This is a genomic window from Saccharopolyspora erythraea NRRL 2338 (genome assembly GCF_000062885.1).
GTDB lineage: Bacteria > Actinomycetota > Actinomycetes > Mycobacteriales > Pseudonocardiaceae > Saccharopolyspora_D > Saccharopolyspora_D erythraea.
On the sequence record NC_009142.1, the window covers coordinates 4,543,730 to 4,560,989 of the forward strand.

Annotated in this window: 11 protein-coding genes; 7 read left to right on the forward strand and 4 right to left on the reverse strand. The window is 72.8% G+C overall.

Features of this window, described 5'->3' with window-relative positions:
• Window positions 1-81 precede the first annotated feature (81 nt).
• Entirely contained in the window at window positions 82-1,461 is a 1,380-nt protein-coding gene (locus SACE_RS20000; RefSeq protein ID WP_143538173.1) for an aminotransferase class V-fold PLP-dependent enzyme, read from the forward strand.
• A 410-nt stretch (window positions 1,462-1,871) separates the two neighbouring features.
• Window positions 1,872-3,299 (forward strand): class I SAM-dependent methyltransferase, encoded by a 1,428-nt coding sequence (locus SACE_RS20005; RefSeq protein ID WP_009947027.1) that lies wholly within the window; start codon window positions 1,872-1,874, stop codon window positions 3,297-3,299.
• A 153-nt stretch (window positions 3,300-3,452) separates the two neighbouring features.
• On the opposite strand, the gene SACE_RS20010 is transcribed toward SACE_RS20005, so the two are convergent.
• From SACE_RS20010 to SACE_RS20020, 3 genes are read right to left on the reverse strand one after another with little or no spacing between them, the layout of a single operon-like run.
• On the reverse strand, window positions 3,453-4,673 hold the full coding sequence (locus SACE_RS20010; protein WP_009947026.1) for an acyl-CoA dehydrogenase family protein: 1,221 nt from the start codon (window positions 4,671-4,673) through the stop codon (window positions 3,453-3,455).
• A gap of 12 nt (window positions 4,674-4,685) precedes the next feature.
• Window positions 4,686-6,341, reverse strand: coding sequence for a class I adenylate-forming enzyme family protein (locus SACE_RS20015; RefSeq protein ID WP_021342126.1), 1,656 nt, complete (start codon window positions 6,339-6,341; stop codon window positions 4,686-4,688).
• Window positions 6,338-8,239, reverse strand: a complete 1,902-nt coding sequence (locus SACE_RS20020) for a CoA transferase (RefSeq protein ID WP_009947023.1) — start codon at window positions 8,237-8,239, stop codon at window positions 6,338-6,340. Before SACE_RS20020 ends, SACE_RS20015 begins: the two co-directional genes overlap by 4 nt.
• 346 nt (window positions 8,240-8,585) lie before the next feature.
• On the opposite strand from SACE_RS20020, the gene SACE_RS20025 reads away from it, so the two are divergent.
• The gene (locus SACE_RS20025; RefSeq protein ID WP_009947022.1) at window positions 8,586-9,629 is read left to right on the forward strand and encodes a glycoside hydrolase family protein; all 1,044 of its coding nucleotides are present in this window, start codon (window positions 8,586-8,588) and stop codon (window positions 9,627-9,629) included.
• Window positions 9,630-9,690: 61 nt separating this feature from the next.
• Here SACE_RS20025 and SACE_RS20030 read toward each other — a convergent pair whose 3' ends face one another.
• The gene (locus SACE_RS20030; protein WP_009947021.1) at window positions 9,691-10,296 is read right to left on the reverse strand and encodes a TetR/AcrR family transcriptional regulator; all 606 of its coding nucleotides are present in this window, start codon (window positions 10,294-10,296) and stop codon (window positions 9,691-9,693) included.
• A 490-nt stretch (window positions 10,297-10,786) separates the two neighbouring features.
• Here SACE_RS20030 and SACE_RS20035 point away from each other — a divergent pair, with 490 nt between their 5' ends.
• Genes SACE_RS20035 through SACE_RS20050 form a run of 4 tightly spaced genes read left to right on the forward strand, consistent with a single transcriptional unit; the run spans window position 10,787 to window position 17,259 of the window.
• Window positions 10,787-13,210, forward strand: a complete 2,424-nt coding sequence (locus SACE_RS20035; RefSeq protein WP_009947019.1) for a hypothetical protein — start codon at window positions 10,787-10,789, stop codon at window positions 13,208-13,210.
• A gap of 46 nt (window positions 13,211-13,256) precedes the next feature.
• Complete coding sequence (pigE, locus tag SACE_RS20040; RefSeq protein ID WP_011874251.1) at window positions 13,257-15,731, forward strand: prodigiosin MAP biosynthesis aminotransferase PigE; 2,475 nt, start codon at window positions 13,257-13,259, stop codon at window positions 15,729-15,731.
• A 2-nt stretch (window positions 15,732-15,733) separates the two neighbouring features.
• Window positions 15,734-16,021, forward strand: a complete 288-nt coding sequence (locus SACE_RS20045) for an acyl carrier protein (RefSeq protein WP_011874252.1) — start codon at window positions 15,734-15,736, stop codon at window positions 16,019-16,021.
• Window positions 16,018-17,259 carry a beta-ketoacyl-[acyl-carrier-protein] synthase family protein gene (locus tag SACE_RS20050; RefSeq protein ID WP_009947016.1) on the forward strand — a complete coding sequence of 414 codons (1,242 nt, stop codon included), beginning with the start codon at window positions 16,018-16,020 and terminating at the stop codon, window positions 17,257-17,259. Before SACE_RS20045 ends, SACE_RS20050 begins: the two co-directional genes overlap by 4 nt.
• The last annotated feature ends 1 nt before the right edge of the window (window position 17,260 follow it).

Below are 17,260 nucleotides of genomic sequence, written 5' to 3' on the forward strand. Positions count from 1 at the left end.
GGTCGGAGGCTGACGTGGCCGTGGCAGCGCTCCCGCCGCCACGGCCGCACCTCCACGGCCGGTCCGACCTGAGGAGAAGGCGTGCCACACGCTCGCGGTCCGCGTGCCGACATCAGCCCACTGCCCGCCGTCATCGGGGCCGACCTGCGCGTGCCGGTGGTCTCCGGCGATCTCGTGCCCCATGCCAACCTCGACCACGCCGCCACCACACCGTGCCTGCGCCGCGTCCACGACGCGGTGCGCGACGTGCTGCCGTGGTACGCCAGCGTGCACCGCGGCGCGGGATTCGCGTCCCGGGTGAGCAGCCGCGCCTACGAGCAGGCGCGCGACTCGCTGCGCCGGTTCGCTGGAGCATCTGCCGACTCGGAGGTGCTGTTCACCCGCAACACCACCGACGCGCTCAACCTGCTCGCGCGCTGCCTTCCGCCGGGCACCGCGGTGCTGCGCTTCGACACCGAGCACCACGCGGCACTGCTGCCGTGGGCTCCGGACTCCGTGGTGGGCCTGGGGATGCCGGACTCACCGGAGGCCGCCGCGCGGCTGCTGTCGGCGGCGTTGCGCAGACTCCCCGCGGGACCGAAGCTGGTCGTGCTCACCGGCGCGTCCAACGTCACCGGCGAGTTGTGGCCGGTGGCCGAGCTCGCCGAGATCGCGCGCAGGCACGGCGCGCGGACCGTGCTGGACGCCGCCCAGCTCGCACCGCACCGCCCGCTGAGCATGACCGGGTGGCAGGTCGACTGGGTCGCGCTCTCCGGTCACAAGATGTACGCGCCCTTCGGCGCGGGCGCACTCGTCGGCTCTCCGGAGTGGCTCGCCGACGCCCAGCCCTACCTGGTCGGCGGCGGTGCGACGGCCAACGTCACCGCCAACTCCGCCGACAGCGCGCACGTGACGTGGTGCGGCCTGCCCGCCCGGCACGAGGCCGGTTCCCCGAACGTGGTCGGCGCCCACGCGCTGGCGGCCGCGTGCGACGAGCTGACCGAACTGGGCTGGGACTTCGTCACCGCGCACGAGCAGGCTCTCGTCGACCGGCTGCGCGAAGGGCTGGCGGCGCTGCCCGGCGTGCGGCCGCTGTCCATGTGGCCCGGCAGGCCGGGCGTGGGCGTGGTCTCCTTCGCCATCGATCCGCACGCCGGCAAGACCACCGACGCGGACCTGCTCGCCGCCGCGCTGTCGGCGGAGCACGGCGTCAGTGTGCGCAGCGGGTTGTTCTGCGCGCACATGCTCACCAGGCGCCTGATGTCGCGGACAGGAGCCGAGCCGGGCCCCGCGCTGCGCGCGAGCGTGGGACTCGACACCACCACCGAGCACGTCGACCGGCTGCTCGCGGGACTGGAGCGACTGCTGCTCGACGGCCCCGGTGCCCACTACCGGCTGCTGGACGGCCGGTGGGCACCCGACCCCGACCCCCGCCCCTTCCCGACCTTCCTCGGCGAAGCCGAGCTGCCCGCGCTCGCCTGACCCGCTCGACGGCGACGGCACGAGGCGTCGATGACCCGCCGCACCCGAGCGGATCGGCCGCAAGCGGCCGAATGGCCGAATGCCCGAGAACCGGAGACCGAAGACCGGGACTCCATGATTTTGCCGACGCAATCAGAACACGCGAAGCGCTTTCGGAGAATTGGCGGAATTCGAAGATCTCACCTCTCCCTGATTCCCTCGAATGCCGGTTGCGCGCTAACCTCGGTCCCGAGCTCACAGCCATCGACGGACCACCCGGAGCCGCGCCGCGAAGCGCCGGCTCCGAGTCGCGCGCTCTGGGCGATGTTTCCGCTGAGGCCATTGATCATCTTGGGGGTTTCGTGCGACCGGGACACGTGTCGTTATCCACCGGCGCTTCATCCAGCACCGAGGCGTCTCGTATTTCCGAGGTGCTGCGCGGGCACGAGGGCGTTCGCGATGTCTTCGTCTTGCCGAACACCATGTTCCCGCAGACGGGAGCGGGCCTGGTCGCCTACGTCGTCCCCGAGGTCGCCCCGGACGACCACCGCCGCGCAGTGCGCCACGGCTACACCGCCATCGCCGACAAGATCACAGCCGATTCCCGCGGGCGGGAATCGGGAACCGACTGTGACGAGCGCAACTCCCACCTCGTGGCGAAAAGCGTTCTCGAGCTGGCATGCGGAAGTGGCCGAGAACGCTTGGCCCGCGCGATCGGCGCCGAACACTATTTTGGTTTAGACCTATCTTTCGTTGCGCTCAGCGATGTGGGAGCCGCGGCACGCCGCGGCGGACTCGGGCACGTCGAGCTCACCCTCGGCGACACCATCGACGCCGAACTGTTCGAGGGCGACGATTTCGAGCTGGTGGTGTGCGATTCGCCCGTGCACCGCTTCCCCGACGCCGAGTACCTGCGCCGCGCCCTGACCGCCGCGCTCGCGGCCACCGGGCCCGGTGGCCGGGTGCACTTCGGCGGCATCCGGGATCTCCCGCTGGTGCGGGCCATGCACGCCGCATCGGTCGTGTCCGGCGCGCCAGACGACGTGGCGGGCTCGATCCTGGAGGAGCGGTGGCGGCGGCAGCTGTCCGAACAGGACGAGCTCCTGGTGGACGCGCGCTGGTTCCGGGACTTCCCCGGCGCCGCGCACGTCGAGGTGCGGCCGCGCCCGGCCGACTCCCGCGAGTCGGCGGCCCCGTTCTCCTTCGACGTCGTCGCCTGGCGCGACGGCACGCGCCGCACCGTCGAGGTGCCCACCTGGCTGCACTGGTCGGTCGACGCCCGGGACCGGGCCGCCGCGATGCTGGCCGACCGCGTCGAGGCGCTGGGGTTGCGCAGGGTCCCGCGCGCCGGTGTCGCGGGCGCGGTCAAGATCGCCCGGGTGCTGGAAAGCCGCACCGGCACCCCGGCTGGCGAGCTCCGGATGCTGGCGGCCGAAGTCGACGCCGCCGCCGTCCGTCCCGAGCACCTGGCGGCGCTGGGTGCGCGCTACGGCTACGACTGCCGCTTCAGCCGGGCCGGCGGGTGGCCGGACGGCGAGCTGGACGTGGCGTTCGTGCGGCGATCCGACGACCAGGCCCCCGGGTCCGCACCACTGCCGCGGTTCCCGTTCGGCGAGCTAGGAGACCGGGCCCCTGCCAACGATCCCGTCCACCACAGCCTTCTCGCCGAGGCCAGGGCGTGGCTGGTGCCCGAACTGCGCCGGCACGCCGCCAAGGCGTTGCCCGCCCACCAGCGGCCACTGGTCCACCACGTCGTCGCCGAGCTCCCCCGCACCGAGCACGGGGCGGTGGACCTGGCGATGCTTCCGGCTCCGGACGAGACGCCCGGCCTCGGCCTGCTGGACCGCACCGCCATCTGACGTCCGGGCCCGGCCGCCTGGTGCGCAGGCGGCCGGGCGCCGTCGGCGTCCGCGATGTCCCCTGGCGGACATCCGTGCTGTTCGCGATCGCGGTGTCGGAAGGCGGTTCCGCCCCCCACCCCCCACCGGCATGCGAGGTGAAAAGACAGGCACTCAGGCCGGTGCGGCGAAATCGTCCACCGGGTCGGTGAAGTCGAACCCGTCGGAATCGGCGTAGGTCTTCAGGATGCGCGGTGCCATCTGGCTGATCTGGACCTCGTCGGCGCCGTCGTAGATGCGAGTGGACCGGGCCGCCCGGTACATCACCGACAGCGGTGTGTCGTCGCACAGACCCTCCGCGCCGTGGACCTGAACGGCGCGGTCCAGCACCGCGACCGCGGTGCGGGAGGCGGCCAGCTTGGCCACGCCGAGGTCGACGTGCAGCCGCCCCTGGTCGATGCGCGCCGCGGCCCTGCGCACCAGCGCCCGCGCGGCGCTGATCTCGGCGTAGCTGTCGGCCACGTGCTGGCCCAGCAACTGCTTGTCGGCCAGGTGACCGCCCTGCACCCGGCGCGAGCGCAGGCGCCGGCACATCAGGTCGAACCCGCGCTGGGCCTGGCCGAGCCAGTGCATCGACCGAACCGTCCTGGCCAGTCCGAGCCGCTGCTGCACCACCGCCAGTCCGGCGCCGCGCTCACCGACGACGTGGCTGTGCGGGACCTGCACGTCGCGCAGCTCCACCTCGCACTGCCCGGTGAAGTGCCCCAGCACCGGCAGCTCGCGGACGATGCCGAAGCCGGTCGCGTCGGTGGGCACGACGACGAGCGAGAACGCGTCCTTGGGGTGCTTGCCGAGGCCCTCGCTGCGCGCCATCACCGTCATGAACGTGGCGCGGTCGGCGTTGGAGATGAACCACTTGCGCCCGCGCACGGTGCACCGGTCCGGCTCGAAGCGCACCTCGGTGGTGAAGCCGGAGACCTCCGAGCCGGTCTTGCCCGGCTCGGTCATCCCGTAGCTGGGCACCGCCTCCCCGCGCACCGTCGGCAGCAGGAAGCGCTCCCGCACCTGCGGGGTGGCGAACCGGTCGAGCATGTGCACGTCCACCACGGTCTCGGCACCGAACACGGCGGGCCCGTAGAACGAGCGGCCCTCCTGCTCGGCCACCAGCAGATAGCTCGTCAGCGGCAGGCCCGCCCCTCCCAGCGAGGCGGGGTAGCCGATGCCCCACAGGCCCTGGCTGCGGGCCTTGCTCTGCAACTCGACGAGCAGCTCCGCGCACACCTCGCGGCTGGCGAACATCTCCGGCTCGGCCGGTACCACGTGGGTGTCGACGAACTCCCGGACGCGTCGCGCCAGTTCCCGCGCCCTGCCCGGCGCGTTCGGTTCCGCGGTCATGGCTCTCCTCCCTCAGACCCGGGCCGGCTCGTCGCCGCGGGTGGCCGTGAACACCTCGGTGGCCTGCTGCGCGAGCGCGCGCTTGTCGACCTTGCCCGCCGGCGTGAGGGGGAAGGCGTCCATCTCCAGCAGCACCTCCGGGAACTTGCGCGGCTCCAGGCCCTGCACGCGCAGGAACTCGGCCAGCTCCGCCACGTCGGGCACCGCGGCGCCCGGTACCGCGACCAGGCAGGCGGCGATGCGCTGCCCGAGGTCCGGGCACGGCACCGGCACGCACGCCACGCTCAGCACCGACGGGTGCGCGGCGATGACGCCCTCGACCTGCGCGGGACTGATGTTGGAGCCGCCGCGGATGATGATGTCGCGTTTGCGACCGCTGAGGCGCAGCCGCCCGACCGGGTCGATCACGCCCAGGTCGCCAGTGCGGGCCCAGCCGTCCGGGGTCCGGTAGCGCTCGTTGAGCTCGGGCGCGTTGACGTAGCACATCGGCGACATCGGGCCGCGGGCCAGCACCTCGCCGACCTCACCCGGCGGCAGGTCCGCGCCCGAGTCGTCGACGATGCGGATGCTGCACACCGACGGGTTGGGCACGCCGACCGTCGTCTTCGCCGCATGCGGCGGGTCGTCGAGGCCGTTGTGGCAGTTCACCCCGTCCGCGGAACCGTAGAGGTTGATCAGGGTGCAGCCGAAGTCGGCCACGCAGCGGTCGACCGTCTGCGGGTCGATCAGCGAACCGCCGGTGATCAGCGCCTGCAGCGACGAGGTGTCGGTACCGGCGAACTCCGGGCTGCCGATCATCCGCTGGAACATCGTCGGCACGCCCGCCAGGTGGGTGGGCCGGTGCTCACCGATGGCCCGCAACGCCTGGACGGGGTCGAACTTGCGTTGCAGCACCAGGGATCCGCCCAGCGCGCACAGCACGCCGAAGGTGCAGCAGGACCCGAACGACGAACCGAGCGGGATCAGGAACATGGCGCGCATCGGCCGGCCCGGCCGCTGCAACCGCTTCAGGAACTGCCCCCGGCCACCGATGAGGGCGTTGTGCGAGTAGGCCACGATCTTCGGCTCGGACTCGGTGCCCGAGGAAACCAGGTACCGCACCGCGGTGTCGGGATCCGGGCTCGGCAGGTCGTCCAGATCGGCCGGCTCGGTCGCGAGCAGCTCGTCCACTGTGGTCGGAGCTTCCGCACCGTGGACCACGACGTGGCGCAGGTGCGGCAGTTCCGGCCGCAGCTCCGCCATGGTGGCGGCGAGGTCGACGTCGCCGTAGCGGGCGGGGATGACGGTCACGACGGCACCGGAGCGGCGCAGCAGGGAGAGGACGTCGCGATGGCCGCGCCCGGTCGGGAAGGGCAGGACGGTCGCCCCCAGCGCCGCGGTCGCCAGCTCCACCGCGCACGCCAGCGCGGAGTTCGGCAGCTGGCAGGCCACTACCTCGCCGGCGCGCACGCCCAGGCCGCGCAGTCCCGCCGCCAGCCGCAGCGCCTTCTCCCGCAGTTGCGAGTAGTTCGTCACGCCGTCGTCGTCGAAGACCGCGGGCTGGTCGGGTTGCACGGCGGCCTTGCCCAGGAAGAGGTCGAACACCGCCGCGCCGGGGTAGATGCCCTCCTCCGACCACAGGCGGCGCAGGTGCTGCGGTACGAGGTCTGGCAACGGCTGAGTGCTCACTGGAACCTCCAAGGAGAAGCGACCACAGCGCAACCGTGGTGCTGGAATACGTCTGCGAAGTCCTCGCGTCGCGGCAGGTCGGCGAGGTCGATCTCGACCTGGGCGGCGGGCACCGCGTGGCGACCGAGCACCCGCTCCCACTCGTGGGCCGGCCGCGCGGCCAGCGCGGTCCGCAGCCTCTCGGTCAGGTCCGCCGGCCGTGTTCCCGGCGCCGGCGCCAGACCGGTCGCGGCGGTCAGGCGCTCGACCTCCTCCTCGTCGGCGCAGACCGCGAGCAGTCCGTCGGCGGTCCGGAAAACCTCGTCCAGTGCGGTGGATTCGGGGTTCGCCCCGGCGAGCCGCTCCGCCAGCAACGTCGTCGCGGCCGACAGCAACGACGTGTCGACGCGGCAGCCCGAGCCGTTGCGCCGCACCGAGACGAGGCCGGCGAGGACTCCCTCGGCCGCGACGAAACCGCCGAGCACGTCCAGCAGCGTCATCAGCGACGGGTGCCGGTCCTCGCCGTCGGGCGTGACGGCGTCTGCGACACCGGCGTGCGCCTGCACCATGAAGTCGGTGCCCAGCGGCGGCCGCTCCCCCAGCGCGCTGCCCCAGCCGGAGGCGTAGGCGTACACCAGCCGCGGGTTGACCTCGTGCATGTGCTCGGCGTCCAGGCCGAACTGGGCGGCCTTGCCCGGCGCCCAGTTGTGCAGGAAGACGTCGGCGTCGCGGACCAGCTCCAGCACCGACCGCTGCCCGGCGGGGTCCTTGATGTCGATCTCGACGATGCGCTTGGCGTGGTTGAGCGCGACGAACCGGGCCGAGACATCCCCCGCCATGGGCGGGATCCCGCGCAGCGGGTCGCCGCCCGGCGGCTCGATGCGGATGATCTCGGCGCCCAGCAGCGACAGCAGCCGGGTGGCCATCGGGCCCTGCACCCGCCGGGAGGACTCCACGATCCGCATGCCGGCGAGCGGGAGCTCCCCTGCCGACAGCCGATCGGAGTGCGCGGCCGGCTCAGCCGGGACCGCAGCGGGGGCGAACTCCCACGGCGCACCGCTTCCACGGGAGGGCCACAGGTCCGGGTCCGCGCGGCGCTCGGCCACCGTCCGGACCCGGCACACGCTCATCCCGGCCCGCTCGGCGATCTCGGTGATGCCCGCGAAGTCGTGCTCTCCCAGTGCCTCGGCGAGCCCGGGGGCCAACGGGCTGACCGCGCCGGGATAGCGCAGCACGAACGGGCGCCAGCTCCGGCTGACCGCCTCGATCGGCGCGCCGATCTCGGCCCAGAACCGCTGCCACGGCTCGACGTCCAGGGCCTCCAGCTCGAAGAGCACCCCGTCGGACGAGGCGAACGGCGGACGCGGCCTGCCGTCCTGCGCTCCCGGCAGCAGCTTCTCGGCGTCCTCGGAGGCGCTGGCCGCACCGATGTACTGCGCGACGGACATGACCGCCGCGTGCTCGAGCGCCAACTCGACAGCACCGACCGGCGCTCCCCGCAGCCGGGCGAGGGTCGCGGCGAGCACACCCTGCACCGCGGTGACACCGGCCAGCACCGACGCGTAGTCCACGCCTATGCGGCGGACGGCGGGTTCGGCGCGGCTGTGCACCGACATCAGACCGCAGCGGGCCTGCGCGGTGCTTTCGCGGAACACGCGGTCCGGGTCGGTTCCGCAGGCCCCGCGCAACCGCAGCTCGACGGAGCCGTCCGGGCCGGAGAGCGTGGTGACGCCGGGATCGCACTGCGCGGCGGCAGCTCTGCCGGCGCCGAGCAGGCCGAGGTGCGCGTCGATCAGGCGCTGCGTCACCCCGAAACCGGTCGGAGAGTCGTCGCCGCGCGCGTACTGCATGCCCGAAAGCGGGCCGTGGTCGAACGGAGCAAGTTCCTGCACCGCGTTGAGGAACGGGCCTGCGGTCACGCGGTTACCTCCCCAGCAAAGGAAATCCGGTCCCCAGTGGATACGGAAAACGGCGGCCGTACCGGTGTCGGCCGATCGGTGCCTGCGCGGGCGTCCCGCGCCCTCGGCGAACCGCGCTGGGAGTAGAGCACTAGAGTTGCGGTCTAGTCAAGCAACGCCGTGACCAGCTCGCTCGTTCGCCTCCGCCGGAACTCTCGCCGATTACGACGTCTGGACCCCGGGGCCTGCGCCGGATCCGGGCGCACGGTCCGGTCACGAGTGGGTCAAACCAACTGGACCACCGCGTTGGAGCACCACTACAGTCCGTCGGCGGGGGAACGCCGATACCGGGGGGGGATGGTGAGCGATGGCCGGCTACGAGCGGGCGCTGGAGCGATCACTGCTCGGGGTGAACACGACGCTGGAGGAGGTCGGCGACCGGTTCCCGATGTTCGCGCGGCATCCCGGCGGCACCTGGACCACGTCTCGCCGGGGTTCGTGGACCGGCGGCTTCTGGGTGGGCCTGCTGTGGTTGCGCGCCGCCGTCACCGGCGAACGGGAGCACCTGCGGGCGGCATCGGACTGGACGGAGTCGCTGCTGCCGCGCGCCGACGACTCGACGTCGACCAGGGCCATGACGTTCTGGTACGGCGCGGCGCTCGGGCACCTGCTCACCGGCGACGCACGCGCCGCCGAGGTCGCGCACATCGGCGCCAAGGCGCTCGCGGCGGACTTCCGGCCCGAGCTGGGCATCATCCCGATGGGCACGGCGCTCGGTACCGGGGAGCACGGGCTGCGCGAGTCCTTCGTGGACCCGTTGGCCGCGCTCGTGCGGCTGCTGCCGTGGTCCGACGGCGCCCACACCGCCCTGGCCCGCGCCCACCTCGACGAGCACGTCCGGCTCTGCCTCGCCGCCGACGGCGCGGTGTCGGCGCATCTGCGCTGGGACGACGCGACTTCTCGGCTCCGCCCCGAGCCGCGACCAGGCACCTGGTCGCGGGGACAGGCGTGGGCACTGCTGGGCCTCGCCGAGGCCGCGACGGAACTGGACGGCGCGTACCTGCCGCTCGCGCACTCGGTCGCCGAGCACTGGCTCAGAACCCGGCCGCACCAGCCGCCACCGGACCGCACGGATGGCCCACCGGCCGAACCCGACACCTCCGCGGCGGCGATCAGCGCCTACGCGCTGATCACGCTCGGCCGCGGGTGCGAGTCCGGCCGGCGCTACCGGGACTTCGCGATGGCCACCGTCGACGCGCTGGTCGACGAGCACCTCACCGGGTCCGGGGCGCTGCTGCACGGCAGCTACCGCACCGGGCCGGACGGCACCGAGTCCGTGGAGACGGTGTGGGGGAACTTCTTCCTCACCCTCGCACTGGCACAGCTCACCGGAGCGGTCGGTCCGCTGTGACGACCACCGGCGCGACTCCCCCCGCTCCCGATGCCGTCCGCGGTCGGCGCAGCCCGGACACTCAGCTCAGGAGGTGGAAGCGCAGGGTGCTCACAGCCCAGCGCTCCCACTCCGGAACCGACCAACCGCGGTCGACCACGAGCAGCTCGAACACCTCCGGCCCCAGGATCGTGAACGAGATGTCCACGGCGCGCTGCAACGTCAGCCCCTTCGGCAGCGCGTGCTTCTTGCGCAGCGCCAGCAGGAAACGGCGTTGCACGATGCGGCGCTGCTCCTGGTTGTTGGACCACAGCTCGGCGACGGTCGGGTCGGTGTCGGAGGCCCTGGACAGCACGTTGAGCAGCGAGGCCACCCGCCGGTAGACCTTGGCGGTCCCCTTCACCTGGAGCTCGAGGTGGCGGACCGGGTCGGGCTCCTCGATCACCTCGCGCACCCAGGCCCGCTCCAGGGTGGGCACCGGCTCGTCGTCACCGGCCACGGTCAGGTCGATCAGCCGCTTGAGGATGTTGGTCTTGTTCTGGAAGGTGAAATACACCGTCTGGACCGCGACACCCGCCTTCTTGGCGATCATGTCCATAGTGGCGCTGGAGTACCCGCGCTCGACGAACAGGACCAGCGCAGCGTCGAGGATCTTGTCAGCGGCACCCTTAGCCTTCTTCGCGGCCATGTGGCTCCTTGCGTCGCGCCGGATCGGGAGGGGGGAGGAGGTGGACATCAATCTAACTCACCGTCATGGATGAACGGGGCCGACACCCGGCCCCGCGCGGCCCGGTGCGATCACTGGCCAGTGCGTTCCTACTCCGCGAGACGGTGCATGTGGAAGAGCCCGCCGGACGCCCGATGACCGGGATCGACGTCCTTCCCACCGCGCGCGGTGCTCCCGCGCTCCGGCGCCTGCGGCCGTGAGCCGGGATCGGCAGCAGGCGCGCGGTCACGCTCGGTGGTCGCGCACTTTCGGTCCGCATCGGACCCGGACGCGCCACGAGTACATGGCTTCGGCTTTCTGAATCGATTCACTGGTGAGCCCATGCAGGTGACTTCCCGGCCGCGGCGGCACCCCGCCCGATCGGCCCACCAGAGTGCTTGACTAGAGTGTTGCTCTAGTGCTTTGGTAACGACATCCGTGGTCGTGCCCGAACCGAAGGAGAGGCCGCCGCATGGCCGTTGAGCACGACTCGCAGGCACCTTCGCGCCGCCTGCTCCTCGCGGTGGTCGCCGACGACGCCCGTTCCGACTCCGCCGAATCGGCATCCGCCGCGCTGGAGCACCTGACCGGAGCACCCGGCCCGGCCCCGCAATCCGCGCAACTGCACGAGGTGGTCCGCCGGGCGCGCAGGTTCCTCGGCCGCGCGGTGCCCGAGGCCGAGCCCGCGCTCGTCGTCGCCGACTCGCTGGACGACCTGGCCGCGAAGCTGGCTGCCGACCCGGACCCGCGGCCGGCGACGCTGACCCTGCTGGTGCTCGACCACCGCGAGTTCCGGGACTCGGCGATCGCGGCGGCGGCCCGCGTCGAGGAGCGGCTGGCCAAGCTCACCGCCGCCCTGCCCGAGCGGGTGAGCTTCGCCCCCTCCCCCGCCACCGTCCAGCTGCACACCGATCCACCCGCGCAGGCCCGCATCGGCCTCGGGCGGTTCGCGCCGCGCTGGCCGGCCCCGGCGCGGTGGGCCGCCGTGGCCGACCTGGTCTGCTCGTTCACCGACTCGGTGCAGCTGGAGCAGATGTCGCGGCTGCATATCCCGGCACCGCCGACGACGCTGGCCACCGCGATCGCCCGATTCCTCGACGAACGGGCCGGCACCGCCTGGGGGCTGCACTGCTACACCGGCTCGGTCGTCGCGCGCGCGATCGACGACCTGGAGCGCCATGCCTCCGCGAACGGGAATCCCGTGCTGCGGGGGCCGAGCGAGCACAGCCTGGCGTGCGCGATGCACGCGCGCTGGCAGCTCGACGGCGCTCCCGGGCTGGTCGTGGTGACCAGCGGGATGATCGACGAGTTCCGGGGGACGCTGGCCAACCTGCGTTCGTCGCGGGCGAAGGGCTTCATCCTGTGCGCCGACTCCAAGCCCGGCCAGTGGTACCCGTTCCAGGGCACCATCACCGCCGCGGAGGACTCCCGCGAGGTGGCCCGGGCCCGAGGGCTGCAGGTGGTGCACATCGAACACACCTCCCGGATGGCCGAGGGGCTGGCCGCCGCCTTCGCCGCGTACGACGCCGGGCAGGGCCCGGTCGTGCTGTTCGCGACCAAGGAAGTTCTCGACAGCGCCAAACCCGTCGCGATCAACCGCGGGGAGCCCGCTCCCGCGCGGGCGTCGGCGGTGGTGCCGGGCTTCGACGAACTGCTGCGGCTACTCGAAGGCGAACCCGTCCGGCTGCTGTGCCAGCCCGGTGCGCTGCGCCCCGGGGCCGCCGACGCGTTGCGGGAGCTCGCGCGCCGGACGGGGCTGGCACTGGCCGACTCGCTGACGCAGCCGGGCGTGGTTTCCCGCTACCACGGGGGAAACCACGTTCCGGAGTACCTCGGAACCATGAGCCTGTACGGAACATCACCGCGGGTCCACGAGTTCCTGCACCACGACGACCGCCCGCGTCCTGCCGACGAGCAGGCGCTGCTGTTCCTCGGCAGCCGGATCGAGGAGATCGACACCCCGCTCTCGCCCCGCAACCTCCAGCGGTCCCGGATCGTGCAGGTGGCCGAGGACACCGGCGACCACGCGCCGTTCACCGACCTCGGCCTGGCCTGCCCGGCCCCGGATCTGCTCACCGCACTCCTGGAGCGCGTCGAGGTCGATCCCGCCGTGCTGGCGGCGCGGCGTGCGGCGATCGAGTCCACGAGGGACTCCTTCTCCGACGTCGTCGGGCTGGTGCCGGCGCTGCCGATGACCCCGAACTACTTCTTCCGGCAGCTGCACGACGTCCTCGACGAGCTCATCCGCGAACGCGGCTACCGCTACACCGGTGTCTACGACGTCGGGCGAGCCGGACTCTCTGCGGTCTGCGACCTGCCGAGGACCGGCCCCGGGTTCTCCGGCTGGGCCGGGCGGGCGCTGATGGGCGACGCGCTGCAGTCGGTGCCCGCGATCGCGCTCACCCGCGACGACAACGTGCTGGCCTTCGTCGGCGACGGCGCGTGGGCGATGGTGCCCGACATCCTGCCGACGCTGGTGCAGCAGATCGCGGCCGACGGCCGCCCGCACCGCGGCAACCTCACGGTCTTCCGGTGCGTCAACGGCGGCCACTCCATCATCCGCACCTACCGGGAAGCGCACCGCCCGTCCGCGGTCAGCGCGCAGACCGGCGTGCTGAGCTTCGTCGACGAGGACTGGACCCGGCGCGTCGACGACGTCACCGTCCGCCACCGGCGGATCATCTCCGCCGAGCCCGGCGAGCTGGCGGCTCTGCTGGCCGAGCCGGCGGCCATCAACCTCTGCACGGTCCAGCTGGCGCACAACAACGAGGGTGACGGCCTCGGGCTGGCCGGCCTCGGGTGGCAGCGCGACGTCCTCTCCGAACGCGGCCTGGCGTTCACCGCGTCGAACCGACGGCCCGCGCGGCCGGACAGTCCGATGAGGACAGACGCATGAGCGGTTGCCGCGGCCGACCGCGACTTCGCGCCGATTGGAGAAGCTGGTGAAGTTCGGTTTCCTCGCGCACCCGGTGAACACCGGGCAGCGCAACTACGTACGCGCGGCGGCACTGCTGTCGAGCATGGCGGACGAGCGGACCGGTCGCGCACCGTCCGGCGCCGCGCGGCACACCGTGCCCATGCCGATGTTCGGGACCGTGGTCTCGGCCACCGGCCACCGCTGCGAAGGCGACCTGCGGTACCTGCCCCACACCGCCGAGGACCTGCTGCGGCGCGCGACCGACGCCGTCGACCACGTCGTCGCCCAGGTCGAGGACCTGCGGCGCGCGGGTGCTCAGCTGGTGGGGCTGGGCGGGGCGACCTCGATCGTCGGCAACCGCGGTCTCACCACGCAGCGACGCGTCGACGTGCCGCTGACCAGCGGGAACTCCCTGACCACGTACTCGGCGCACGAGTTGCTGCGCACGGTCATCGCGCGGCTGGGCCGGCGTCCGTCCGACGTCGAGGTCGGCATCGTCGGCTTCCCCGGTGCGATCGGCCTGGCGATGGCCAGGCTGCTGCTCGACGACGGCTGCCGGCTGCACCTGGTGCACCGCAAGGGCCGGATGCGACCCGAGCAGCTGCTGGACGAGCTGCCCGCCGCCGCGCACGACCGGGTCACCATCGGCGACGACGTCGCCGAATGCCTGCGGCGCACACGCCTGATCGTGGCGGCCTCGTCGGCGGGCGGCCTCATCGACTGCGACGACCTGCGACCCGGCTCGGTCGTGGTCGACGTCGCGCTGCCCCGCGACGTGCGGCGTCCCGTTCGCGAGCGCCGCGACGTGCTCGTGCTGGACGGCGGCCTGGTCTCGGCTTCCGACGCGGTGGTGCTCGACGGAATGGAGCTGGCTACCAGCGAACAGATCAACGGCTGCCTGGCCGAGACCGTCGTGCTCGCCCTCGAGGAGCGCGCCGAGTCGTTCAGCCTCGGCCGGGAGCTCGACCCCGGACGCGTGCGCGAGATCGGCGAACTCGCCCGGCGGCACGGCTTCCTGCCGAGCGCGCCGTCGAGCTGGGGCCGGCTCGTCAGGCTCGACCGCATCGACGAGCTGCCCGGCTGGTCCGCCGAGCGGCCGGACCCGGCCGAGTCGACCAGGCGCCGCTTCCGCGACAACGTCAACCCGCCGCTGGCCGGCTTCTACGCGGTGCACGGCATGGACCGCGTGTTCACCCGCGGCAGCGGCAGCACGCTGACCACCGCCGACGGCGTGGAGTACCTGGACTTCATCGGCGGCTACGGCAGCCTGAACGTCGGGCACAACCACCCCGCGGTCACCGCCGCGGTCGGGCAGTTCCTGACGGCCGGAGAGCCCACGTTCGTCCAGTACGCCTCCATCCCCCACCGGACCGCCGAGCTTGCCGAGCGGCTGTGCGAGATCGCGCCGGGCGGGATGCGGCGGGCGTTCTTCGGCAACTCCGGAGCGGAGGCGGTCGAGGCGGCGCTGAAGCTGGCCAGGGCCGCCACCGGCCGCACCCGCTTCGTGCACGCCGAGAACAGCTACCACGGCAAGACCTTCGGGGCGCTGTCGGTGACCGGCCGCGACCACTACCGCGACCCGTTCCGGCCGATGGTGCCCGACTGCGTGGGCGTGCCCTTCGGCGACGAGAACGCCCTGCGCGAAGCGATCGCGGGTGCGGCGGCGTTCATCGTCGAGCCCGTGCAGGGCGAGGGCGGCGTGGTTCTCCCGCCGCCCGGCTACCTCACCGCGGCGCAGCGGATCTGCCGCGAGGCGGGCGCGGTGTTCATCGTGGACGAGATCCAGACCGGGCTGGGGCGCACCGGTGCGATGTTCGCCTGCGAGCACGAGGGCGTCGAACCCGACGTGCTGTGCCTGGCGAAGTCGCTGTCGGGCGGGCTGGTCCCGATCGCCGCGACGCTGTCCACCGCCGAGGTGTGGGACGCCGCCTACGGGTCGTCGTCGGGCTCGCTGCTGCACACCTCCACCTTCGGCGGCGGCAACCTCGCCTCGGTGGCCGCGCTGGCGACTCTGGACCTGATCGAGTCGGAGAAGCTGGCGGCGCGCGCCGAGGTGATGGGTCGGCGCCTGCGCGACGCGCTGACCGAGGCGTGCGCGCCGTTCGAGTTCGTGGGCGAGGTCCGCGGCATCGGGCTGATGAACGCGATCGCCTTCGACGCCCGCTACGACGGGGCCGTGCGCACCGCGGTCGAGGACATGGCCTCGCGGTTGCCGGGTGACTTCCGGGCGATCGCCGAGCTCCTGCCCGACCCGGTGCGGGAGGTGCTGCGGCAGGCAGGCTCCAGCGTCGAGACCGCGCTCGGCGACCTGCTGTGCCTGCGCTTCGTGGCCGCGATGGGCCGCGACCACCGGATCCTCACCTTCGTCACCGCCAACCGCAACCAGGTCGTGCGCCTCCAGCCGCCGCTGGTGGTCACCGAGGCCGAGATCGACCGGTTCGCCGAATCCGCCCGCGCGGTCTGCGAAACCGCAACGGGCATCCACAACAACTGGGAGTGATCATGGACCGCAAGGAGATCTTCGAGCGCATCGAGCAGGTGCTGGCCGAGCAGCTGGGCATCCCCGCCGAGCAGATCACCGAGGAGGCCGACCTGCGCGAGGACCTCGGCATGGACTCGCTGGACCTGGTCGAGCTGGTCAGCGCGCTGGAGGACGAGGTCGGCATGCGCGTGGAGCAGAGCCAGCTGGAGGGCATCGAGACCGTCGGGCACGTCATGGAGCTGACGCTGGACCTCGTCGCCCGGCTGGCCACCGCCTCGGCCGCCGACAAGCCGGAAGCGGCGTCGTGACCGGCCTGCACGAGGTCGTCGTGACCGGCATGGGCGTGGTCAGCCCGCTGGGGGTCGGCACCGAGCAGTTCCACGCCAACCAGCAGCTCGGCCGCAGCGCCGTCCGGCGCGTCACCGCCTACGACCCGGGCGACGACCCGGTGCGCATCGCGGCCGAGGTGGACCTGCCCGAGCAGTTCCAGTTCACCCGGCGCGACCAGCTGCGCACCGACCGGTGCACGCAGCTGGCGATCGTCGCCGCCCGGCTGGGCGTCGAGGAGGCCAAGCTCGACCTCGCCGCGTCCGACACCTCGCGCATCGGCGTGGTCATCGGCTCCGGCATGGGCGGCGTGGGGACCTGGGAGCGCAACTGCCTGGCCCTGCACGAGTCGGGGGTGCGGGCGATGCGCACCAAGACCGTCCCGATGTCGATGATCAACGACCCGTCGGCGTCCATCGCGATCCGCTACGGCACCACCGGCCCCTGCACGACGGTCACCACCGCCTGCGCCTCGGGCGCCGACGCACTGGTGGCGGCGGCGCAGATGATCCGCCTCGGCGAGGCCGACGTGGTGCTGGCGGGCGGCGCCGAGGCGCCGCTGTCGCGCAGCGTCCTGGCCGGCTTCGCGCGCCTCGGCGCGCTGTCGGAGGACAACGACGCGCCCGAGAGCGCGTGCCGTCCGTTCAGCGCCGACCGGACGGGCTTCGTCATGGGCGAAGGCGCGGCCGTGCTGGTCCTGGAGTCCGCCGAGCACGCCACCGCGCGCGGCGCGCAGGTGCGGGCGCGGATGGCCGGCTACGGGCGCTCCGCCGACGCCTACCACGTGACGATGCCGCACCCCGAGGCCGCCGGCGCGCGGGCCGCCATCGTCGCGGCGCTGCGCGACGCCGGTGCCCAGCCGTCCGACGTCGACTTCGTCAACGCCCACGGCACCGGCACCGCCCTCAACGACCACGCCGAAGCCCTCGCCATGCGCGCGGTGTTCGGCACCGGCGTGGAGCGGATCCCGGTCACCGCGACCAAGTCGCTCACCGGGCACTCGCTCGGCGCGGCGGGGGCGGTCGAGGCCGTGGCCACCGTGCAGGCGGTGTCCAGCGGGGTCATCCCGCCCACGGCCAACCTCCGGGTGCCCGATCCCGAGCTCGGCATCGACGTGGTCCACGGCGGGCCGCGCGAGGCGCGCATCAACCTGGCGCTGTCGAACTCGTTCGCCTTCGGCGGGCACAACGTCGTGCTCGCCTTCGCCCCACCCCTGTAGC

Bases quoted from the DNA above. Each gene is read 5' to 3' on its own strand.
- SACE_RS20035 (WP_009947019.1), top strand. From the start codon at position 10,787: ATGGCCGTTGAGCACGACTCGCAGGCACCTTCGCGCCGCCTGCTCCTC.
- SACE_RS20010 (WP_009947026.1), bottom strand. From the start codon at position 4,673: ATGACCGCGGAACCGAACGCGCCGGGCAGGGCGCGGGAACTGGCGCGA.
- SACE_RS20030 (WP_009947021.1), bottom strand. From the start codon at position 10,296: ATGGCCGCGAAGAAGGCTAAGGGTGCCGCTGACAAGATCCTCGACGCT.
- SACE_RS20045 (WP_011874252.1), top strand. From the start codon at position 15,734: ATGGACCGCAAGGAGATCTTCGAGCGCATCGAGCAGGTGCTGGCCGAG.
- SACE_RS20025 (WP_009947022.1), top strand. From the start codon at position 8,586: ATGGCCGGCTACGAGCGGGCGCTGGAGCGATCACTGCTCGGGGTGAAC.